Genomic DNA, 21,237 nt, shown 5'->3' on the forward strand with positions numbered 1-21,237 from the left:
ACAACTCGGGTCGTCGTTGCCCTATGCTACGTCCGCTTGAGCGGGGTCGAGATCCAGCAGTACGTACGCCCCGGTGACGTCATCGCCGGGAAGTACAAGATCGACCATGTCCTCGGACAAGGCGGGATGGGCGTCGTCGTCGCGGCGCACCACCTCCAACTCGACGAGCGCGTCGCGATCAAGTTCCTGCTCGGCGACGCGGTGAAGCGGCCGGAGCTGGTGCAGCGCTTCGAGCGCGAAGCGCGGGCGGCGGTGAAGATCAAGAGCGAGCACGTCGCGCGCGTCATCGACGTCGGCGTGCTCGACACCGGCGCGCCGTACATGGTGATGGAGTACCTCGACGGCGTCGACCTCGCGGCGCGCGTGCACAACGAGGGGCCCGTCCCGTGGCAGCAAGCGGCGGACTTCATCCTCCAGGCGTGCGAGGCGATCGTCGAGGCGCACGCGCTCGGCATCATCCACCGCGACCTCAAGCCGGCGAACCTCTTCGTCCTCCGGCGCGCGGACGGCCTCCTCTCGATCAAGGTGCTCGACTTCGGCATCTCGAAGTCGACCGCGCTCTCCGGCTCCGGCGGCTCCGACATGACGCAGACGCAGTCGATGCTCGGCTCGCCGTTCTACATGTCCCCGGAGCAGATGCAGTCTGCACGTTCCGTCGACATGCGCGCGGACATCTACGCGCTCGGCGTCATCCTCTACCAGATCATGATGGGCCGCGTTCCGTTCGAGGCGGAGACGCTGCCGGAGCTCGTCCTCAAGATCGTGCAAGAGCCGGCGCCGCCGATGCGCATCACGCGGCCGGACATCCCGACCCAGCTCGAGGCGGTCGTGATGCGTTGCCTCGAGAAGGACCGCGACCGCCGCTACCAGCACATCGGCGAGCTCGCGACCGCGCTCCTCCCGTTCGCCCCCGAGCGCTCGCGGTCCTCGGCCGAGCGCATCCTGCGTGTCGTCCAGACGTCGGGGCTCGACTCGCCGAACCACCGGCCGTCGGAGCGGAACCTCTCCTCGTCGCGGCAGAAGAACGCGACCCAGGTCGTCGCGCCCGTCTCGGTGCCGCTCGCGTCGTCGAGCGGGAGTCAGGGCGCGGCGCTGCAGGACTCGAGGCATGGCGGCGGGACGCTCCATCATCCGCACTCGACGGGGCCGCAGGCGCCGGTGGGACCGCCGCTCGGCACGCTGCCGCCCGGCGTGACGCCTGCGTTCGGCGTGACGAGCAGCTCGCAGTCGTGGCAGCAGACCGCGCCGCAGGTGCCGAAGAACAACCCGCTGATCGTCGTCGGCGCGGTCGCCGCGTTCCTGCTCGTCGCGGGAGGAATCGGCTTCGGCGTGCATCGCGTCGTGTCGTCGCGGACGCCGCCGATCCCGAGCGTGTCGGTCTCGGTCACGGTGCCGGTCCTGTCGCCGGCGCCCGAGCCGGCGCCTGAGCCCGAGCCTGTGCCCGAGCCTGTGCCCGTGCCGACGCTCGACGCGAGCGTGGCGGTGGTGGAGGACGCCGGCGCGACGCCGGCGACGAGCGTGCCCGTCGTGCCGAAGCCGCCGCCGGGTCCGGTCGTGGCGGCGCCGGCGCCGATGCCGGGCCCGGCGCCGGTCGTGAAACCCAACTGCAAGACGCCGTACGTCATCGACTCGAACGGCATCAAGAAGTTCAAGGAGGAGTGCCTATGAGGCGTTGGCCTGCCGCCATCGCGGCGGCGTGGCTGTTCGCGGTCGTCCCCGCTTCGGCGGCCGACATCACGAAGGGCCAGTGCATCGAAGCGAACACGGCGGGGCAGACCCTGCGCAAGGAGGGCAAGCTCTCGGCGGCGGCCTCGCAGCTCCAGGTCTGCAGCGATCCGAAGTGTCCCGAGATCCTGCGCGCGGACTGCCAGCAGCGCCTGGAGGAGCTCGAGGCGGCGTACCCGTCGATCCTCTTCGACGTGAAGGACGCCGCGGGCCACGACGTCGCCGACGTGAAGGTGACCGTCGACGGCAAGCCGTTCGTGGACAAGCTCTCGGGCTCGCCGATGCGGATCGATCCGGGCTCGCACGAGATCACGTTCGAGATCGCGAACGAGAAGCCCCTCACGCGCACGTTCGTGCTGAAGGAAGGCGAGAAGCTGCGGAAGGAGCGCATCTCGTTCGGCGCCGAGGCTCCGCCGCCGCCACCACCTCCTCCCGCGAACCCGCCGCCACCGCCGCCGAAGCAAGAGAGCTCAGGCACCGCGGAGCTGCAGCGCTACGGCGGCCTCGGCCTCGCCGCGGCGGGCGTCGTCGCGATCGGCGTGGGCGCGTTCTACGGCGTGAAGGCGATCGGGAAGGCGAGCGATCAGGAGAAGAGCTGCAAGAGCGCGAGCGACTGCCGGAACTACCCGCAGGCGCTCTCCGATCACGACGGCGCCGAGGTGTGGGGCCGCTTCTCGACGATCGGCTTCATCGCGGGGAGCGTCCTCCTCGTCGGCGGCGCGGTCCTCTTCTTCACCGCCCCGAAGAGCTCCGACTCCGCGCTCAAGAAGGTGCTGCCCCTCGCGCAGGCCGCGACGACGGGATGGGCGTTCTGATGTCGCTCCGCAGAGCCGCCCTCCTCTTCTCCGCCCTCGCGTGCGCGACCGCGTGCACGGCTCTCATCGGCCTCGAGGACCTCCCGCCCGCGCCGATGTACGACGCCGGTCCGACGCCGACCGCGACGACGCCGGGTCAGGAAGCGGGCCCTCCCGACGCGGGTGACGGAGCCGCGGCGATCCAAGCGGCGATCGCGGAGTACACGCGCGCGTTCTGCGCCCGCTACAAGGAGTGCCGAGGACCGGACTTCGAGTTCAGCTTCCGCAACGTCGACGACTGCGTCGCGGCGAACAACGTGTCCGTCGCTTGGGGCCACGCGATGCCGGGCTCGATCGCGACCGCGAAGTCGTACCAGGACTGCGCGGCGAACGTGCGCGCGCTGACCTGCGCGACGTTCGGCTCGAGCGACGGGGAATTCGCCTGCGCGCTCCGCGGCACGCGCAAGGTCGACGAGCGTTGCCTCGCGAACCAACAGTGCGAGAGCGGCATCTGCGGGAGCGACGAGAACACCTGCCGCGGCTGCGTGAACCCGCCCGACAACGGCCAGCCTTGCGCGGCCGGCGATCAGTGCGGCGCGGGTCTCGTGTGCAACTCGGCCAAGCGCTGCGTGACGCAAGCGGGCACGAACCAGTCTTGCAGCGACGAGAAGCCGTGCGTCTACCCGGACGGCTGTGACAACGGGACGTGCAAGCCTCTCCCCGCGACCGCGGGCGCGCCGTGCTCCGCCGCGGGCTGCGACACGACGAAGGGCTTCGTGTGCGTCGGCGGGACGTGCAGGACGTACACGATCAGCGGGCCCGGCGGCTCGTGCGTCACGACGGGGAACGCACCCCAGTATTGTCGGTTCGGCGTGGCGTGCAGCGACGCCGGCGTCTGCGCGGACGCGCCGAAGGAAGGGGACGCTTGCGGCGGCACGTCACCGCCGTACTGTCCGTGGCCGCTCCGTTGCGTAAACGAGAAATGTGCGGCGTTGCCCGCGGCGAGCACCTGCCAGTGAGCGAGGAGAGGGAGAGAACGATGAAGCTTCGTAGTGCCTTGTTCGGTGTGGTGGCGGCGAGCGTGCTCGTGCTCGGGTGCGAAGGTCCGATGGGCCCGGCCGGTCCGCCGGGGCCGGCGGGAGGTGAGGGGACGCAAGGTGCGCAGGGACCGCAAGGTGAGCCCGGAACCGCGGGCGCGCGCGGCGAGACGGGGGCGCAAGGTGCGCAGGGCGCGCAAGGACCGAGCGGGCCCACCGGCGGGATCGCGTCGATCGTCTTCTGCGAATCGTCGATCACCGTCGCGACGAACCTGTCGCTCTACTACACGTATCAGCGCACCGTCTTCCAGAGCGGCGACGTCTTCGCCGTCGGGTCGCTCGTCGAGAACGACGCGACGGCCTTCTATGCGCACAGTTACTCGAAGTGGTTCAAGGCCGGTGCGAGCAACGTCGGTACGTCGATCATCTTCATCGACTCCGACAACATCGGGGCGCTGAACGACAACGGCTACTTCACGATCGGATGGAACGCCGCCGCGAACGCCCCCACGATCTTCGCCTACGCCTCGCTCTCGACGCCGACGCCGGAGGTGGTCACGCGGACGTCCGACGACTGCGCGCAGTGACCGCGCGGCTTCGCGGTTCGTGTATCATCGCCTCTTGAATGGCGGAGCCTCCTCGTCCACCAAGACCGTCCGTGCCGCCGGCGTCGATCCCGCGGCCGTCGTCGCCGCCGCCGGCGATCCCGCGACCGTCGTCGCCGCCGTCGATTCGGCCGTCCGCGCTGCCGCTCGGGCGCGCGATGGACGAGAGCGCGGAGCTCGACGACCGCAACGGGCCCAACCCGACGACGACGCCGCTCCGCGCGCTCATCGACATCGCGGAGCACTCGAAGCTCACGATCGTGGTCGAGAGCGACGGCGGGAAGGCGGTCGGCCGACAGGTGGTGCACGAGGGCGACGTCTGCCGCATCGGCACGCACCCCTCGAACGACATCGCGCTCGAGGACCCCTCCGTCTCGCGCTTCCACTGCAAGATCGTCCCCGATCGCGACGGCTGGCGGGTGGAGGACTCGGGCTCCCTCAACGGCACGCACGTCCAGGGCCTCACGATCCACAGCGCGATGCTCCCGCCCGACGCGACGATCGCGATCGGCAACTCGGTCATCCGCGCGTACTCCGCGAAGTCGAGCGCGCGCGAGCTCGTCCCGATGATGCCGACGTTCGGCGCGCTCACGGGCGTGAGCAAGTCGATGCGGAAGCTCTTCGCGCTCCTCGAGAAGGTCGCCGCGAGCGAGATCAACTGCTTCATCCACGGCGAGAGCGGCACCGGCAAGGAGCTCGTCGCGACGGAGATCGTCCAGCGCGGGGTCCGCGCCGACAAGCCGTTCGTCGTCGTCGACTGCGGCGCGATCTCGCCCTCGCTCGTGGAGAGCGAGCTGTTCGGCCACGTCCGCGGCGCCTTCACCGGCGCCGATCGCGATCGCGTCGGCGCGTTCGAGGCGGCGGACGGCGGCACGGTGTTCCTCGACGAGATCGGCGAGCTCCCGCTCGAGGTGCAGCCGAAGCTCCTGCGCGCGCTCGAGCAGCGCGAGATCCGCCGCGTCGGCGAGACGATGCCGCGCAAGGTGAACGTCCGCGTCATCTCGGCGACGAACCGCGACCTCGAGCGCGAGGTCAACAAGGGCAGCTTCCGCGGCGACCTCTACTTCCGCATCGCGGTCATCACGGTGCGCGTGCCCCCGCTCCGCGAGCGCACGGAGGACCTGCCGCACCTCATTCGCTCGTTCCTCGATCAGCTCGGCGCGTCGGCGAGCGAGTCGCTCTTCGGCCCGCAGGTCATCGCCGAGCTCGCGAAGCACGAGTGGACGGGCAACGTCCGCGAGCTCCGAAACTACGTCGAGCGCAGCATCGTGCTGCAGAGCGCGCGCCTCTCGATCGCGCCTCCGTCGGGCATGGGCATGGGCATGGGAGGCACTCCCGCCGTCGTCGCGCCGCAGCCGACGACGACGACGACGATCGACGTGAACGTCCCGTACAAGGTCGCGAAGGAGCAGCTCATCGACGGCTTCGAGCGCGCCTACGTCCGCGCCGTCATCGCCGCCTGCAACGGCAACATGACCCGCGCCGCCCGCATGGCGGGCATCGACCGCATGTACCTCCACCGCCTAGTGCAGAAGCACGGCAGCCGCGAACCCTCGGGATCGATGGGCGGCGCCTGACCCGCCGCGTCGCCGTCCCGCTACGCCGCGTCGCCGTCGCCGTCCCGCGTCCCCGCCGCGGCCTCGCCGTCGCGCTACGCTGCGTCGCGTCCCGCCGCGGCGTCGCCGTCGTCGCGCTTCCCGCGTCCGCGTCCCGCCGCGGCGTCGCCGCCGTCCCGCTTCTCGCGTCCGCGTCCCGCCGCGGCGTCGCCGTCGCCGCTCCGCTGCACCGTGGCGTTGCGGTCGCCGTCCGCTTCCCAGCGCCGCCGCCCGCGTTCCCGCCGCGGCTTTGCCGCCGTCCGTCGGCCCGCCGCGCCGCCGCCGCGCCGCCGCGCCGCCATCCACGGGTTGCGCACCGGTTCTGCCCTCCGAATCGTGGAAAACGGCTGCATTGTTCGGATCCGAACGTTGCGCGTGCGACGCGGATCGGGGGCGGCTCATGGTGAGGGCGCCACCCACATTTGCTGCGTGCACCCGCCGGGAATTGAGTGCGCGATGAGCAATTCTCAGCACTTGCGGCGTTTCAGATTTCGGCACGGAGGGTGCTCCTACATTGGAGCACAACGGCCCACGCCAGCTTCCCCGGAGATCACCATGAACATCGACCGCGCTGCCTTCCTCGCCATCACCGCGTCCCTCGCCGTCGGCTGCGCAGCCTCGTCGAGCGGTGGCGACGAAGCGGTCGCGACGGGTGATGACGCCGAGGTCATCTCCGCGGGCGGCGGCAAGTACTGCTACGCCGCGGACGAGAGCACGGACGGCTACGCGAAGGAGTACTGGATCGGTCAGATCGGCTTCGACCCGGTCAACGACTTCCCGGCCGCGGAGGGCTTCTGCTTCGACGCCGCGGCGACCGGCAAGAACGACAAGGACGGCTTCCCCGAGTTCAACTCGTACATCTATCGCAAGTGCAACGCGTATGCGAAGACGTACGTCCCGCACGTCCAGTACACGTCGTACGCGACGCTCAAGGAGAAGATCCGCGCGGGCATGACCGACTTCGAGAAGTGGGACGTGCTCTACGCGCTCGATCAGGAGATCGCGGCGGAGGACTTCTTCTGTCAGAAGGCCGTCGACCGCCGCGTCTGCCGCGACGCCTCCGACAAGGCCGCGTGTCTCCGCGCCTCCACCCAGCTCGTGCCCGCCGCGAAGGAGCGCCTCGGCTCCTGCATGCAATCGTGGGACGTCTACACCTGCATCGAAGGCGCGCACGCCAACCTCCGCCCGGGCGGGGGCTTCTGAGCCATCTCACGCGCGGTGAACGCAGGAAACATCGCGCGTGCGGAGACACGCTCCACCCGCTTGGCTGCGCGCTCCGCCCCGACGGGTCGCCCGCGCTGCTTCGGAGCTCCGCATCGCCCCTCGACGGAAAGCGCACGTCTTCTTCGGAGAACAGCGCTTGCAGCGCCCCGCAATCGAGGTCGGGCGGTGCACCTCGGACCGTCGCTCTTCGGAGTTCAGGAACGCGCGCCGGGATCTGGCTACTGACACCTTGATGCCGGATCTCGGTCGCTTTTCACGCAGTCCTCGTCCGTGTCGCAGTAGAAGTTGCATCGCTTCGTGCACCGGGCGCGTGTACCTCTACAAGCTCGCGCGCCGGCACGGATCAAGCCGAGCTGACGTGTAATTTGCACGATACAAGTGTTGGATCGGCCGACCATCCGCCCTTTTGGATGGCGGCGGCGGCTGAATGGGAGCGGGGAGCGCTCGTCTGCCTGCTCCATGTCGCTCCGATTCGCGCTCGTCGTCGCTGGTTCTCTCGCCGTGATCGTTGGCTCTGCGACGGGGTGTGGGTTCATCCCCACCGTCGTCGACGTCGCGACGGGAGACGAGGATCCCTTCGTGGACGCGCTCGGCGTCGGGTCGACGTCGGCGACGCTGGAGAAGGCGTGCACCGACGGCAAGGCGTTCGCGAAGGCGCAGTGCGATCGCGGGCAGCGCTGCGCGACGAACGACGCGTACTGGTTCTGGAGCTGGGGCACCGGCGAGCAGTGCGAGCACAACGTCGCCTCCTGGTACGTCGGCGTGTTCGCCATCACCGGCACCGACGAGCGCGTGAAGGCGTGCCAGCGCGAGCTCGAGGCGCCCGACTGCGGGCCGACGCCGGCGTGCGCGGACCTGAGCCGCGAGAAGCGTCGCGAGGAGGGCGTCGAGTGCTCGCGCACCGACGACTGCAAGGTCGGGCTCGCGTGCATCGACGGCAGCTGCGGCGCGCGCAAAGCGGAGGGCGCGTCGTGCGACGACAGCGACGAATGCAGCCAGGGGCTCTCGTGTCAGAAGGAGGTCTGCAAGCCGGTCGTCGACGGCACGACCGCGTGCCGCTCCAGCGACGACTGCTCCGTCACGCGCGACAGCGAGAGCGGCGGCTTCTTCATGCTCTTCTCGTCCGCGCGCTCCGATCGCTTCTATTGCGACGACACGACCCTGAAGTGCCGGAGCGTCGTGCGCGATCGCGAGCAAGGGGAGTCGTGCGGCGAAGGACGTCTCTGCGTCGACGGCCTCTACTGCAAGGGCCGCCTCTTGAACGGCGAAGGCCTCTGCACGCGGCAGATCGCGTTCGGCGAGAAGTGCGAGGACCGCGAGGGCTGCTTCTCGTGCGAGGACGGCGTCTGCAAGGACCCGCTCGAGGGGACCTGCAAGTGACGCCGTCGCTCGGCGGAGACAGGAAGAGCGCGTGCTGATCCATCCTCACGGGTGACCGAGGGCGGTAACGTAGCGTTTCCATTCGGCGGCACCGGGCATGCACCTACATGTGGCATGCAGATCCTCAAGCTCCTCGCCGTCGTTCCAGTCCTCGCGCTCGGCTGTGCCGGCCCCGGCGATGACGAGGGCGCGAGCGTCGAAGCGGAGCTCGGCGCGGGGGCTTCGGTGCAGTTCACGACGTCGGTCGGCGCGGTCGTCGTCGACGGGAAGCGGATCTGCACGGCGGCGCTCGTCGACGTCGACGCGGAGGCGCACGTCGGTTCGGCGTCGCTCAGCGGCCGGCAGATCGTGGTCGGCGGCGCGTGCGTCGGGAAGCTCCGGAACGGCGTGAAGGGCGTGGCGGCCTTCGTCGTCTCGAAGAACGGCGTCTCGCTCGCGACGCCGATCCTCGCCTTCGACTTCGAGAGCGAAGCGGCGGCGGGTCTCGCGATCGGCGTCCTCTCGAACCAGCCGAAGGACACGAAGCCGATGAAGCTCTACGGCGCGAGCGGGACGCTGACCGGCGGCGCCGCCGTCGGCACCGTGCTGCGCGCGGACGAGAACGGCGTCCTCGTCGGCGCCGGCGTCTCGCTATACGCGGGCGCCGAGATCGACCTCGTCACGCAGTGCAGCGAGCTCCACTTCCGGGCCGCGGCTGGAACGACGGTTGCGGCGGGCTTCGCCGCGTCGGACGACGGGCTCGGCGCCGCTGCGATCGTTGAGGTCGCGGGCGAGCTGCGCTTCGCGGCGTCGATCGACGCGGGGTGCGTCGTGCGGAAGATGCGAGGCACGATCCACCGCATCGCCGGCGACACGCTGCGCGTCTCTGGTGAGCTCGCGGACAAGCTCGCGCAGGCGGGGCAGGGCGAGCCGATCGCGGTCTACGAGCAGACGCAGCGCACGCAGATCGTCCGCGTCCGCGTGAACAGCCCGTCGACGACGATCCAGATCGGCGCGTTCGCGGCCGTGAGCGCGCGCGCGCTCGGCGTCCGCACCTTCACCGAGCACGGGCCGCAGGAGGACACCGCGTGCTCGATGGTCGCAGGCCAGTGCGAGATCCGCCCGATCCGCGGCGGGACCGGCGCGCCGCGCGGCTTCACGGCGGGGCAATACGTCGACATCGAGGTCACGATCCACTTCGGCCGCGGCCACGTCTTCATCGCGACGAAGAACGACTGAAGCTCACATGACGAGAGACGGTAGGGGGAGCGCGCGGAGGGCCGCGACCCCGACCGGGCCGATGTCGTTCGAGGAGACGTCGAGCTCCTCGAGGCGCGCGAGGTGAGGTGAGCTCGCCAGCGCCAAGGCGCCTGCGTCGCCGATCCGGCAGCCCGTGAGCTTCAGCGTTCGCAACGTCGCGGCGACGGGAGAGCTCGCGAGCGCGGCCGCTCCTTCGTCTCCGATCGGCTCGCCGTGGATCGACAGGCGGCGCAGCGCGACGAACGGCGCCTCCGCCACTCGCTTCGCGCACTCGGCGCCGAGCTCGTCGCCACTCAACCGCAGCTCCTCGAGGTGCGCCATGTTCGGCGACGCGCACAGCGCCGCGAGGACCTCCGCGCCGAAGTACGAACGAAGGAGCGCGACGCCGCTCTCTTCGGGATCGATCCTGTCGCTGTGGGCGCGGAAGGAGAGCGACCGGATCGTTCGGGCGGCGGGGGACGCGAACACGTCCGCGAGGCCGTAGGCGTGGTCGAACAAGAGGCGGATCTCGAGGAACGGTAGCTGCTCCAGCACGGGCTCGAGGCACGCGATGCTCGCGGCGTCGATGCTCAACTGCTGCGGGAGCGGGGCGCAATGGATGTCTTCGCAGCCCGCGAGGCCCAGCGCCGCGGTCCAGGCCTTCCGTTCCTTCTCCCACAGATTCAAGAGCGCGCTCACGCGCTCGCTTCGCTTTCGTCTTCCTGCTCCTCGCGTTCGCCGGAGCAGGAGGCGACCTCGCGCCGGAGCGTGGGTCAGCAGCCAGTCGAGGTACACGTCGAGCGCGCCGGCGACCGGGGGCGACGCCACCGCGAGACGCCACAGCGCGGCTTCGTCCTCGCCGATCATCCGTTCGCGCGCGGTCTCACTCGCGCAGCCTCACGCGCCTGGTCCATCGGGCGCTCGTGGCGGGTGGTTACTCCGCGGTGTCGGGGAGGGAGTCGGCGTCGGCGCAGCAGCGGAAGCCGGTCGAGTAGTCGTAGTAGGTCTTCGCGTGCGCGGACGTCTTGTAGTCGCAGCCCTCGCCGTTCAGCTTCGTGTCGAGGTAGTAGCCGCCGCGGAACGTGCCGTCCGCCGTCCACTCGTGGATGTTGCCGACCATGTCGTGCACGCCGTAGCCGTTCGTGCACTGCGTCGTCGACGCCGTCTTCGCGAGCGTGTTGTCCTGCTGGTTCGCCTGCGGATCGTTGAGCGACGTGCCGTCGGCGCGGCCGCCGTGGAGCTTGCCCATCGGGGACGTGCGGGCGGTGTCGACGCACGCGTTCGCGACGCGATCGTTGCCGTACGGGAAGCGCGTGTGCTCGGGACCCTTGCACGCCGCCTTCCACTCGTCCGCGCGGCAGAGGCGCTTGCCCGACGCTTTGCACGCCTTCGACGCTTCGACCATCGAGATGTGCGCCTGCGGCACGACGTTCGGACGCGACACCGCGCGGACCTTGTGGCCGTTCGGCGCCTCGTACGGGCTCCACGCCTTCTCGGCCCCGTTCTCGCCGATCTCGACGAGCGAGCCCTCGTACTTGTCGACGCAGCTCTTGCCGACGAGCGCCATGTTCGACGGGCACGCCGACTTGATGGGCGAGGGCGCCGCCGGGCGCGCGATGAGCGCGTTCTCGACGACGGCGGCCGCGACGTTCGCGATCGGGCCCTTCGACGTACGCGGAGCCGCGAGACCCGCGCTCGCCACGAGCACCGAACCGACCACTGCGCAACCGAGGACCCAACGAACCATCGACATGCTGGGCCGCGCCTGATCCACGAACGATGCCAGGATGCTTGCCCAATGTTTTCAGGTATTTGGAAAGTTGGAGCCCAAAACGATGGAGGAGGGTAGTCCTCGGTCGAGGACCCGCGTCCGCTCGCGAAACCCAAGAAAAACCGAGGTGATCTGCGATTGAGACGCACGCGCTCCGTGTCTCGCCCTGAATCCGATACAGCGGCGGATACAGTCCCCCGAACGATACTGAACTTCTTCTCAGTCTGCCCTGCGCGCATGTATCGTAGTCCCCATGTCCGCCGGCTCGCGCCTCTCCTCCCGGCTAGCGCGCCTCAACCTGCCGGAACCACACAAGAATGGCGGCACGAAAGCGCCGGCGAGGACGGCGCACCGGCTCGACTTTGCGGCAACGACCGCAACCGACCGCCCCGCGCCCATACGCCCACGTTCCGTCGACGACAGCGACCCACGCTTCGACGGCGCGCGCCCCGCGAGCAAGCCTTCGCGCCTCCCCTCCATAGAGGACGCGGATGGCGGGGCGCCACGCTTCGATCTCGAGAGCGATGACCGTGAGCCGCGGTTCGACTTCGTGCGTCCCCCGAGCGATGACGGCGAGCGACGCTTCGTGCGCCCCGCGAGCGAGCGGTCACGTCGTTCCGCGGATGCGGACGACGGTGAGCCGCGGTTCGACTTCGTGCGTCCCGCGGGTGAGCCATCGCGCATAGGTGAGGGCGGCGGGCTGCGCCTCTCCATAGAGGACGCGGGGCCGCAGCGCGGCGGCGATGAGGGTGGGTTGCTCGAGGACCTGAGGATGCGCATGGATGCGATCCTCGCGCGGACGCGGGCGGAGCCGTCGCGTTCGCCGCCGCGTGTCGACGTCGATCTCCCGTTCTTCGTCGAGCACACCGACGCGGGGCCGCTCCACGTGCGGACCGTGCGTCATGGCGGCGAGCATCGCATCGGCCGGATCCCCCTCGCGCCCGCGCGGCGGGCGAGCGCCGAGCTCCTCGCGCTCCTCGCGCTCGACCCTTCGCTCGCCGCGTGCGATCCGGCGCGCGCCCTCTACCTCGACACCGAGACCACCGGCCTCGGGCCCGGCGCCGGCACGGTCGCGTTCCTCGTCGGCCTCGCGTGGTTCGACCTCGGCGACGGCGCGCGCCCGCCCGCCCTCGTCGTCGAGCAGCTCCTCGTGCGCCGCCTCGGCGAAGAAGCGCCCGTGCTCGCGCGCGTCGCCGAGCGCGTCCGCGCCGCGTCGATGCTCGTCACCTTCAACGGCAAGAGCTTCGACCTGCCCGTCCTGCGCACCCGCTTCGTGATGGGACGGATGGAGCCTCCACCCGAGCCGCCGCACCTCGACCTCGTCCATGTCGCGCGGAGGCTGCACAAGGACCGCGCGATCGGCACGAGGCTCGGCGCGCTGGAGCGCGAGGTGCTCGGCTTCGTGCGCGAGGACGACGTGCCCTCCGGCGAAGTAAGTGCATGTTACCTGCATTTTCTCCGCAGCGGCGATCCGCGCGCGCTCCTCGGCGTCGTCGATCACAACGCGTGGGACGTCGAGTCGATGGCCGCGCTCGTCGGCCTCTACGGCGAGCCGCTCGACGGCACGCAGCTCGAGGCGGGCGACCTCGTCGGCGTCGCGCGGACGCTGAAGCGCGCGGGCGAGAAGGAGCTCGCGCAGTCGGTGGCGGACGAGGCGATCGCGCGCGGGGCAGGACACGCCGGCACGCGGGCGCGCGCGGACATCGCGAAGGCGCGCGGCGACAAGGCGCGGGCGCTCGCCGACTTCGAGGAGCTCGCCTCGTCGATCGACGACCCCACCGTCCGCCTCGAGCTCGCCAAGCTCTACGAGCACCACGCGAAGGACGCCGCGCGCGCGCTTGCGGTCTGCCTCGAAGGTACGAGCGAGGTGGACGCCGCGAGCCTCCGCCGCCGCGCGCGCCTCGAGAAGAAGCTCGCCAAGCAGCAGGGGCGCCTCCTCGGCTGACGTCGCGACGTCGCGCTTCGTGGTAGAAACTTCGGCATGTCCGAGGCCGAGAGCCCGAATCCGAACGCGTACGATCCGTCCGTCATCGAGCCGAAGTGGCAGAAGTGGTGGGAGGAGAACAAGACCTTCGCCGCGCCCGCGCGCGAGGCCTCCTCGAAGCGACCGAAGAAGTACGTCCTCGACATGTTCCCGTATCCCTCCGGGGCGGGGCTCCACGTCGGCCACCCCGAGGGCTACACCGCGACGGACATCGTCTGCCGCTTCGAGCGCATGCGCGGCGTCGACGTGCTCCATCCGATGGGCTGGGACGCGTTCGGCCTCCCCGCCGAGCAGCACGCGATCAAGACGGGGACCCACCCGCGCTCGACCACGCTCAAGAACATCGAGAACTTCCGGCGCCAGCTGAAGATGCTCGGCTTCAGCTACGACTGGGCGCGCGAGGTCGACACGACCGATCCCGGCTACGTGAAGTGGACGCAGTGGATCTTCCTCCAGCTCTTCCGCAAGGGGCTCGCGTTCCAGCAGTCGAACATGCCGGTCAACTGGTGCCCCGCGCTCGGCACCGTGCTCGCGAACGACGAGGTCACCGCCGACGGCCGGAGCGAGGTCGGCGGCTTCCCGGTCGAGAAGCTCAAGATCCGGCAGTGGTCGCTCAAGATCACGGCCTTCGCCGATCGCCTCCTCGAAGGCCTGAAGGACCTCGACTGGCCGGAGACGAAGGCGAAGCAGACGCACTGGATCGGCCGGAGCGAGGGCGCGAACGTCGACTTCGGCGTGGAGGGGCACCCCGACGCGAAGATCACCGTCTTCACCACGCGCGTCGACACGCTCCCGGGCGCCACGTACGTCGTGCTCGCGCCGGAGCACCCGCTCGCGATCGCGATCGCGACGCCCGAGCACCAGGCGAAGGTGAAGGCCTACGCCGACGACGCGAACGCGAAGAGCGACGTCGTGCGCTCCGACGTCACGCGCGCGAAGACGGGCGTGCCGACCGGCGCGTTCGCGCTCAATCCGCTCAACGGCGACAAGATCCCGGTCTGGGTCGGCGACTACGTCATCGGCAGCTACGGCACCGGCGCGGTGATGGCGGTGCCCGCGCACGACGAGCGCGATCACGCGTTCGCGGTGAAGTACGGCCTCCCGATCGTCCGCGTCGTCGCGAAGGCGGACGGCGCCGAGGTCGACGTCGACAAAGCGGCGTTCGTCGACGACGGCGTCGCGAACGCGGCCGCGATCGAGCGGAGCCGCGCGCCGATCCCCCCGAAGACGCCGAGCGAGCAGGTCCGCCGCCTCGTCACCGACTGGCTCGCGGCAGAAGGGAAGGGGAGCTCGAAGATCACGTACAAGCTCCGCGACTGGGTCTTCTCTCGCCAGCGCTACTGGGGCGAGCCGATCCCGATCTACTTCCCCGTCACCTGCGACGGCGACCCGCGCGTGAAGGGTGCAAACTACACCATCCACTACGACGATCCGATCGCGGTCGACGAGAGCGAGCTTCCGCTCATGCTCCCGGACCTCGAGGACTTCAAGCCCGGCACCGATCCCGCCGGCCCGCTCGCGCGCGCGCTCGAATGGCGCTTCTTCCAGAAGGACGGCAAGTGGTTCGCGCGCGAGACCAACACGATGCCGCAGTGGGCGGGCTCGTGCTGGTACTACCTCCGCTTCGTCGATCCGAAGAACGCGCAGGAGGCGTGGAGCGGCTCGGCGTACGACGCGTGGATGCCGGTCGACCTCTACGTCGGCGGCAGCGAGCACGCCGTGCTCCACCTCCTCTACGCGCGCTTCTGGCACAAGGTCCTCTTCGACCTCGGTCTCGTGAAGCACGAGGAGCCGTTCCAGAAGCTCGTTCACCAGGGCCTCATCCTCGGCGAGGTCGAGCACATCGTCTTCCACGAGGCGACCGCGATCCCGGGCGCGCGCGCGAAGCGCGAGGGGGATGCGTGGGTCGACGTCGAGACGGGCGCGCGGCTCACCGAGCGCCGCATGAAGTCGGGCGACCTCGTCGCGAAGAGCGACGTCTTCTACCTGCCCGAGAGCGAGGGCGCCCCCGACGTCCCGGTCCTCACGACCGAGGACGGCGAGCACTTCGCCTTCTACGCGCCGTCCGAGACGCTCGTCAGCGCGGAGCTGACGAAGGAGCGCGACGACGGCACGTACGAGCACGCGAAGACGAGGAAGACGCTCGTCACGCGGCGCGTGGTCGAAGCGGACATGACGAAGAAGGGCGTGCACTTCCACCTCACGTCGCATCCCGACGTCCGCGTGCTCTCGCAGGCGTTCAAGATGAGCAAGTCGCGCGGCAACGTCGTGAACCCGGACGTGCTCATCAAGAGCCACGGCGCGGACTCGCTCCGTCTCTACGAGATGTTCATGGGGCCGCTCGAGGCGGTGAAGCCGTGGCAGACGAGCGGCATCGAAGGCGTGCGCCGCTTCCTCGAGCGCGCGTGGAACGTCTCGACCGCGAACGTCACCGACGAGCCCGCCGCCTACGACGACGCGACGCAGCGCCTCGTCCACAAGACGATCAAGAAGGTGACGGAGGACGTCGAGGGGATGCGCTTCAACACCGCCATCTCGGCGATGATGATCCTCGTCAACCACCTCGCGAAGCTCCCGAAGGTCCCGATCGCGGCCGCGCGCGCGCTCACGCTCATCCTCTCGCCGTTCGCGCCGCACGCGGGCGAGGAGCTCTGGCAGCGCCTCGGCGGCGAGACGACGCTCGCCTACGAGCCGTGGCCGGCGTTCGATCCTGCGCTCGTGAAGGACGACGTCATCGAGATCGGCGTCCAGATCAACGGCAAGGCGCGCGCCTCGATCCAGATCCCGGCCGACGCGGACGAGGCTACCGCGAAGGGGATCGCGCTCGACGACGCGACGGTGAAGCAACACGTCGACGGCAAGGCGATCAAGAAGGTCATCTTCGTGAAGGGCCGCATCCTCAACCTCATCGTCGGATGAGCCCTCGCGCTCACGAGGCGACGGTCTCTGCCCGAGCGCACGACGGTTCGGGGACGTGCGGCCTTTGGCGCGTGCTCGCGAAGGGGCTCGCGGCGGTGGCGTTGGTCCTGGGGGGGTGGGCGTGCGGGTATCGCGCGGTGCATGGTGGTGATGCGCCGGTGGAGCGCTACGCGGTGGTGCTCGCGTCGTCGAGCGTGCCGGACGTCGTGGCGTCGGACGAGGTCGTCGCCGGCGTGCGCGAGGAGCTCGCGAAGAACGGTGCGCTCGCGAGCGGCGACGCGTACCCGCGCTGCGAGGTCGAGGTGCTGCGCGCCGACGAGTCGGCGGAGGGCATCGGCGCCGCCAGGAACCCCGACGGCGTCCTCCTCCCGGACGCCCGCGCGACGCGCGTCGGCGTGGTCGCCCGCGCGTGGCTGGTCCGCAGGAAGGACGGCCCGCGCGAGCGCGACACCGGCGACGTCCGCGCCCTCGACACGATCGCCGTCGCGCCCAACGCGCGCGCCGCGAGCTTCCAGCACACCGACGCCCTCCGCTCCGCCGCCCGCCGCGCCGGCACACGCATGGGCGCCCGCCTCCTCGGCCGCCCCTCCGCAGGGGAGTGAGGCGTCTCGTTCGTTCGCCCGAACGGCGCGATCGCCGGCTGCGCGCGCCCGCCGGGAGAGGACGAGCGCTCGCGACGTCTCATCTCGAGACCGACGCCGACGCCATCTGCGCTCCGCTTCACGCTGACGACGGCCGACGCCGGCACCCAAGGCCCCGAGCAGCAAGGTGATCGACTGGCCCTACACGTGCTGACGCTACACCGCCTCGCTCGCGATGCGCTCTGCGTGCGCCGGCGGCGGGAGCCCGTGGGTGCTCGAGGCCGGGAGGGCAGGGCTCCCCGCCAGCGTCCCCTCGTACGACTGCGGATCGGCGCCGGGGACGATCATCGCGGCGTCGGCGGCGCGGAGCTCGCCGTTGAAGCCGCGGAACGCCACCGTCCTCTCCGGACGGAGGAGCGACAGGTCGTAGAGCTCGGTGTAGGCGCGGAAGACGGACGGCTTCTTCTTCACGTGCTTGAAGGCGCGGCCGACCGCGGCCGGGTACTGGCCCTTGGCCTCGGCGACGAGGGCGGCGACCTGCATCGCCGTCTCGGCCTCGAGCTCGGCGACGCGAAGACGCCCGACCTCGTCGACGTGCGCCTTCGCGCGCGTGAGCCTCGCCGCGATCGTCTCGAACATCTGGCGCGAGACGACCGGCAGGACGCTCACGTTCCGAATGAAGACGTTCTCGATCTCGAGGCCCCAACGCTCGGTCTCGTGGCTGATGTCTTCTTGCAGGAGCGAGCCGAGCTCGGTGCGGTCGTTCAGGATTTGACGGAAGCTGCGGCTTCCCAGGATCGACGTCGCCGCGTGGGCGACGAGGTTGTGGAGCGATCGGTTCCAGTCCGCCACCGTGAAGATCGCGCGGCGCGGGTCCTTGATCCGGAACTCGAGCCAGAGGTCGACGATCACGGTGGTGCCGTTGACGTCGTTCAGGTGGACGTTCTTGAAGTGGCGGAAGTCGCGGCGCAGCGAGACGCGCGTGTGCTTCGTCCAAGGCATCGCGCTCGCGAGGTGCATGTGGAGGCCCGGCTTCGTGTAGATGTCGAGCAGCTTGCCGAAGATCGTGACCAGCACCGCCTGCTCGTCGTGGACCTCGAAGGTCACCGCGCGCATGAGGAGGATCGCGAGCGGGATGGTCAGCGCTCCGAGCACGGCGCCGACGGCGAGGACGATCATCTCCGTGGAGCTCATGCCGCCCCCTCCTGGAGGAAGAAGGCCCGGGCCTCGGTCGTCACCTCGGACCGGCGGCGATCGACGTAGTCCTGGAGGACGCCGTTCGAGTCGAGGTCGTCGAGGAAGGCGGCGAGCCGCGTGATCTCGATCTCGACCGCCTTGGCGCGGTTGCTCGCGATCTCGACGCCGCGCTCGGCGGCGAGGATCTGCTGCTGGCACCCGCCCTCGGCTCGGAAGAGCGCGCCCTCGGCCTCGCTCTGAGCCTGCATCACCGCGTTGAGGGCGTCGGCGATCTCGTCGGGCGGGAGGATGTCGGCGAGGTCGACGGCGACGAAGCGCACGCCGTAGCGGTCGTCGATCCTGTCCTCGCAGAAGTGCTTGATCGCGTCGTTGAGGAGCTTCCGCTCGCGACGGATGAGCGCGTAGGAGCCGGCTTGCGTCGAGAAGTCGAAGCGCCCTCCGGGAGCATGCGCGGCCTCGGGATCGCTCTTCGTCTTCCCGCGGAAGTTGGCGATCTCGTTTCGCAAGAGGCACGTGAAGAGACCGCGGATGTGCTCGGAGTGACGCTCGACGCCGAAGAGGTGCTCGTAGAGGAGCTCCTCCACCGGGACGTAGCGCACGAACGCGTCGAGGCGGAGGATGGTGCCGTCGTCGGCCATCGCCGTGCCGCCTCCCTCTTCGGCGTTCAAGTCGAGGTTCTGCTCCTTCATCGAGACGGTGATCGCCTTCTGCCAAGGCTTCTTCCAGTGGAGACCCGGGCCGTAGGTGACGAGGCGCTTCTTGCCGTCGCTCGTCTCGGCGCAGCCGAAGGTGACGAGGACGGCGAGGTAGCCTTCCTCGACCCTGAACGTGGAGCGCGTCGCCAGCGCCAGCGCGGCGACGGCGACGAACCCGATCGCGAACCCAATCAACAACATCAGAACCGCTCCTTGTACGAGCACCGTGCCCAGCGGATGTCCCAGACCGGAGGTGTATCCTCCGCGCGCGCGACGCCTTCGAACGGGTGAGCGCGGCCGTTGCCGCCCGCGTGCTCGCGATCGTGCGCGTGATACGCGACGGCGAGCCCGCGGTTCACCTCGACGACGTCCTCGTTGAAGTGCCGGTGGCTGTCGTCGACCATCGGCAGCGCCGCAACCGCCTCGGGCGTGTCGACGATGCGGCCGTGCGGGACGTAGCGGTCGTCGGGGATCTCGACGCCGACGACGACGGCGCCGATGCCGACGAAGCAGTGCGCGCCGACGACGGCGTCGTGGACGACGGCCTTGAAGCCGACGAACGTGCGATCGCCGATGTAGCACGGCCCGTGCACGAGGGCGTCGTGGGCGATCGACACGTCCTTGCCGACGAAGATCGCCCATCGCTCTCCCGCGACGAGGACGTGTTTGTCCTTGAGCGCGTGGAGGACGGCGCCGTCCTGGATGTTCGTGTTCGGCCCGATGTGGAACGGCGAGCCCTCGTCGGCGCGGATCGACGTCTCCGCGGCGATGTGCGCGCGGTCGCCGACGACGACGCGTCCGATGATCGTCGCCGCGGGGTGGACGTACGCGGAGGAGGCGACGAACGGCCGCTCGCGGATCTGGCCGAGCCACTTGCGGTGCTCCGCCGGATCGCTCTCGAAGTGCGCGGGGCGCCGCGCCTCGGCCTTGTCGCGCTGGAGGATCGCGCGGACGTTCGGGTCGCGCTTCGGCGTGGCGAAGAGGTCCGGCTGGTCGGTCTTCTTGAAGAAGCGGCCGAACACGGCGTAGAGGAAGAGCGACGAGAGGACGGCGGTGAGGAAGTCCGTCGCCGGGACCATCACCGCCGTGTAGACCATCAACGCGACGTGGAAGCCGCCCGCGTGCTTGATGACCTCGACGACCTCCTCCTTCTTCACCATGTTCGTCGCCACCCACAAGAGGATGCCGGCGATGCACGCGAGCGGGACGCGCTCGAGGTGCGAGGCGAGGAAGTACGCGAGGCCCAGCTTCAGGACGAACTTGAAGTAGCCCGCGAACGGCGTGATGGCGCCGGCCTTGATGCTCGTCGCGGTGCGCGCGAGGGCGCCGGTGCACGGGAAGCCGTTCACGAGCGGCGTGACGATCTGGACGATGCCCTGGCCCCAGAACTCCTTGTCCGGGTTGAACGGCGTGCCGCGGTTGTTCGCGAGCCGGTCGGCCATCGACGAGCAAAGGAGGCTCTCGACCCCGGAGACGAAGACGATCGCGGACACGTAGTACACGCAGTCGAGGACCACCTGCGGAGTGAGGTCCGGGACGACCGGCGGCGTGAAGACGAAGAAGTCGTTCGGGATCGTCCCGAAGCGATCGCGGACGAGCGTGACCCCATGGCCGTCGAGCACCGTCGACGTCAGCGCGGTGCAGACGCCGAGCGCGATGAGCGGCGCCGGGATGAAGATCGAGATCCGGAGCAACACGCGCGTCAGGACGAACGTGAGCGCCGCGAGCGCGAACGAGTACCAGTTGATCTCCGCGAGGTGCGTTCCGACGTGGTGGAGTCGAGCGCGGAGGCTGCCGTGCGCGGCGAGCCCCAGCGCGTCGGTCGCGTTCGTCAGCGCGATCGCGACGGCGATGCCGACGGTGAAGCCGACGATGATCGACGCGGGGACCTTCGTCACGATCTTCCCGAGGCCGAAGACGCCGCAGAGCATGAGGATGACGCCGGCGATGATCGAGACGAGGACCATCATGCCGTGCGCAGCGGCGAACGTTCCGCCGGAGTCCTCCCCGTACTTCGACATCAGGGCGGCGATGAGCGGGATGAACGCGGCGGTCGGGCCGTACACCTGGTACTTCGACCCGCCGAACGTGCGGCCCACGGCGCACGCGAGGGCGCCGGCGATGATGCCCTGCTCCGGCCGGAGCCCCATCGCCATCGCGAAGCCCATCGCCATGGGGATGGCGGTGAGCGCCACGACGAGACCAGCGCTGAAGTCGCGATAGAGGATCTTCTTCCAGGACCGCCGGTCGAAGTCCTCGAAGCGACTGTCGACCAGCGTGAAGAAGAGGCGGAGGCGGCCGCCGATCGTGGTCGGCTGGGGATCGAGGTCCTTGCCCTTGCTCTTGCCGTTGCCGTTGCCGTCGCCGGTGTCCCCGTCGCGGCCGTCATGAGCCACCGCGGTCATCCCGCGTCCTGCCGAGTGCGCTTCACGGCCGCCCCAACACACATGCCATGCCATGAGCAGGCCCCAGCGACGATTGAAATTTCAATAGGTTACGACTCACCAAGGAA

General features: G+C 69.8%; 17 protein-coding genes and 1 pseudogene. 12 read left to right on the top strand and 6 right to left on the bottom strand.

All coding sequences use genetic code 11. The annotated features are described in order from the left end of the window. The first annotated feature begins 36 nt into the window (after nucleotides 1-36). The 5 genes from KF837_26905 to KF837_26925 are packed head-to-tail and all read left to right on the top strand — an operon-like array spanning nucleotide 37 to nucleotide 5,738. The gene (locus KF837_26905; GenBank protein ID MBX3230980.1) at nucleotides 37-1,668 is read left to right on the top strand and encodes a protein kinase; all 1,632 of its coding nucleotides are present in this window, start codon (nucleotides 37-39) and stop codon (nucleotides 1,666-1,668) included. Continuing rightward, complete coding sequence (locus tag KF837_26910) at nucleotides 1,665-2,540, top strand: hypothetical protein (protein ID MBX3230981.1); 876 nt, start codon at nucleotides 1,665-1,667, stop codon at nucleotides 2,538-2,540. Before KF837_26905 ends, KF837_26910 begins: the two co-directional genes overlap by 4 nt. Then, on the top strand, nucleotides 2,540-3,538 hold the full coding sequence (locus tag KF837_26915) for a hypothetical protein (protein ID MBX3230982.1): 999 nt from the start codon (nucleotides 2,540-2,542) through the stop codon (nucleotides 3,536-3,538). The genes KF837_26910 and KF837_26915 overlap by 1 nt, the downstream gene beginning before the upstream one ends. Further along, the gene (locus tag KF837_26920; GenBank protein ID MBX3230983.1) at nucleotides 3,502-4,143 is read left to right on the top strand and encodes a hypothetical protein; all 642 of its coding nucleotides are present in this window, start codon (nucleotides 3,502-3,504) and stop codon (nucleotides 4,141-4,143) included. Before KF837_26915 ends, KF837_26920 begins: the two co-directional genes overlap by 37 nt. A gap of 38 nt (nucleotides 4,144-4,181) precedes the next feature. Next, nucleotides 4,182-5,738 carry a sigma 54-dependent Fis family transcriptional regulator gene (locus KF837_26925; protein MBX3230984.1) on the top strand — a complete coding sequence of 519 codons (1,557 nt, stop codon included), beginning with the start codon at nucleotides 4,182-4,184 and terminating at the stop codon, nucleotides 5,736-5,738. A 74-nt stretch (nucleotides 5,739-5,812) separates the two neighbouring features. Here the strand turns inward: KF837_26925 and KF837_26930 are convergent, their stop codons facing one another. Further along, a complete protein-coding gene (locus tag KF837_26930; protein ID MBX3230985.1) occupies nucleotides 5,813-6,073 on the bottom strand; it encodes a hypothetical protein in 261 nt (86 codons plus the stop codon). A 238-nt stretch (nucleotides 6,074-6,311) separates the two neighbouring features. On the opposite strand from KF837_26930, the gene KF837_26935 reads away from it, so the two are divergent. The 3 genes from KF837_26935 to KF837_26945 all read left to right on the top strand — a co-directional run bounded on the left by KF837_26935 (nucleotide 6,312) and on the right by KF837_26945 (nucleotide 9,578). Continuing rightward, on the top strand, nucleotides 6,312-6,959 hold the full coding sequence (locus tag KF837_26935) for a hypothetical protein (GenBank protein ID MBX3230986.1): 648 nt from the start codon (nucleotides 6,312-6,314) through the stop codon (nucleotides 6,957-6,959). A gap of 522 nt (nucleotides 6,960-7,481) precedes the next feature. Then, nucleotides 7,482-8,360, top strand: a complete 879-nt coding sequence (locus KF837_26940; GenBank protein ID MBX3230987.1) for a hypothetical protein — start codon at nucleotides 7,482-7,484, stop codon at nucleotides 8,358-8,360. A gap of 114 nt (nucleotides 8,361-8,474) precedes the next feature. Continuing rightward, nucleotides 8,475-9,578: a hypothetical protein gene (locus KF837_26945; protein MBX3230988.1), complete on the top strand. Its 1,104-nt coding sequence runs from the start codon at nucleotides 8,475-8,477 to the stop codon at nucleotides 9,576-9,578. A gap of 3 nt (nucleotides 9,579-9,581) precedes the next feature. Here KF837_26945 and KF837_26950 read toward each other — a convergent pair whose 3' ends face one another. After that, complete coding sequence (locus KF837_26950) at nucleotides 9,582-10,277, bottom strand: hypothetical protein (GenBank protein MBX3230989.1); 696 nt, start codon at nucleotides 10,275-10,277, stop codon at nucleotides 9,582-9,584. Between the two features lie 235 nt (nucleotides 10,278-10,512). Then, nucleotides 10,513-11,280 carry an SUMF1/EgtB/PvdO family nonheme iron enzyme gene (locus KF837_26955; protein MBX3230990.1) on the bottom strand — a complete coding sequence of 256 codons (768 nt, stop codon included), beginning with the start codon at nucleotides 11,278-11,280 and terminating at the stop codon, nucleotides 10,513-10,515. Nucleotides 11,281-12,121: 841 nt separating this feature from the next. On the opposite strand from KF837_26955, the gene KF837_26960 reads away from it, so the two are divergent. The 4 genes and pseudogenes from KF837_26960 (at nucleotide 12,122) to KF837_26975 (ending at nucleotide 16,854) form a co-directional block, all read left to right on the top strand. Further along, entirely contained in the window at nucleotides 12,122-13,294 is a 1,173-nt protein-coding gene (locus KF837_26960) for a ribonuclease H-like domain-containing protein (GenBank protein ID MBX3230991.1), read from the top strand. 36 nt (nucleotides 13,295-13,330) lie between these two features. Next, nucleotides 13,331-15,166, top strand: a pseudogene (gene leuS, locus KF837_26965) (leucine--tRNA ligase). A gap of 111 nt (nucleotides 15,167-15,277) precedes the next feature. Further along, nucleotides 15,278-16,252, top strand: coding sequence for a class I tRNA ligase family protein (locus KF837_26970; protein ID MBX3230992.1), 975 nt, complete (start codon nucleotides 15,278-15,280; stop codon nucleotides 16,250-16,252). Between the two features lie 71 nt (nucleotides 16,253-16,323). After that, complete coding sequence (locus KF837_26975) at nucleotides 16,324-16,854, top strand: hypothetical protein (GenBank protein ID MBX3230993.1); 531 nt, start codon at nucleotides 16,324-16,326, stop codon at nucleotides 16,852-16,854. 195 nt (nucleotides 16,855-17,049) lie between these two features. Here KF837_26975 and KF837_26980 read toward each other — a convergent pair whose 3' ends face one another. Genes KF837_26980 through KF837_26990 form a run of 3 tightly spaced genes read right to left on the bottom strand, consistent with a single transcriptional unit; the run spans nucleotide 17,050 to nucleotide 21,130 of the window. Then, nucleotides 17,050-18,027 carry an SPFH/Band 7/PHB domain protein gene (locus tag KF837_26980; GenBank protein MBX3230994.1) on the bottom strand — a complete coding sequence of 326 codons (978 nt, stop codon included), beginning with the start codon at nucleotides 18,025-18,027 and terminating at the stop codon, nucleotides 17,050-17,052. After that, a complete protein-coding gene (locus KF837_26985; GenBank protein MBX3230995.1) occupies nucleotides 18,024-18,926 on the bottom strand; it encodes an SPFH domain-containing protein in 903 nt (300 codons plus the stop codon). Before KF837_26985 ends, KF837_26980 begins: the two co-directional genes overlap by 4 nt. Continuing rightward, the gene (locus tag KF837_26990) at nucleotides 18,926-21,130 is read right to left on the bottom strand and encodes a hypothetical protein (protein ID MBX3230996.1); all 2,205 of its coding nucleotides are present in this window, start codon (nucleotides 21,128-21,130) and stop codon (nucleotides 18,926-18,928) included. Before KF837_26990 ends, KF837_26985 begins: the two co-directional genes overlap by 1 nt. Nucleotides 21,131-21,237 lie beyond the last annotated feature (107 nt).

It is taken from the genome of Labilithrix sp. (assembly GCA_019637155.1).
Taxonomy (GTDB): Bacteria; Myxococcota_A; Polyangia; order Polyangiales; family Polyangiaceae; genus Labilithrix.

Coding starts and splice junctions, on each gene's coding strand:
- KF837_26915 (MBX3230982.1), top strand. CDS start 2,540: ATGTCGCTCCGCAGAGCCGCCCTCCTCTTCTCCGCCCTCGCGTGCGCG.
- KF837_26970 (MBX3230992.1), top strand. CDS start 15,278: ATGAAGTCGGGCGACCTCGTCGCGAAGAGCGACGTCTTCTACCTGCCC.
- KF837_26980 (MBX3230994.1), bottom strand. CDS start 18,027: ATGAGCTCCACGGAGATGATCGTCCTCGCCGTCGGCGCCGTGCTCGGA.
- KF837_26910 (MBX3230981.1), top strand. CDS start 1,665: ATGAGGCGTTGGCCTGCCGCCATCGCGGCGGCGTGGCTGTTCGCGGTC.
- KF837_26990 (MBX3230996.1), bottom strand. CDS start 21,130: ATGACCGCGGTGGCTCATGACGGCCGCGACGGGGACACCGGCGACGGC.
- KF837_26960 (MBX3230991.1), top strand. CDS start 12,122: ATGCGCATGGATGCGATCCTCGCGCGGACGCGGGCGGAGCCGTCGCGT.
- KF837_26985 (MBX3230995.1), bottom strand. CDS start 18,926: ATGTTGTTGATTGGGTTCGCGATCGGGTTCGTCGCCGTCGCCGCGCTG.
- KF837_26925 (MBX3230984.1), top strand. CDS start 4,182: ATGGCGGAGCCTCCTCGTCCACCAAGACCGTCCGTGCCGCCGGCGTCG.
- KF837_26935 (MBX3230986.1), top strand. CDS start 6,312: ATGAACATCGACCGCGCTGCCTTCCTCGCCATCACCGCGTCCCTCGCC.
- KF837_26945 (MBX3230988.1), top strand. CDS start 8,475: ATGCAGATCCTCAAGCTCCTCGCCGTCGTTCCAGTCCTCGCGCTCGGC.
- KF837_26920 (MBX3230983.1), top strand. CDS start 3,502: ATGTGCGGCGTTGCCCGCGGCGAGCACCTGCCAGTGAGCGAGGAGAGG.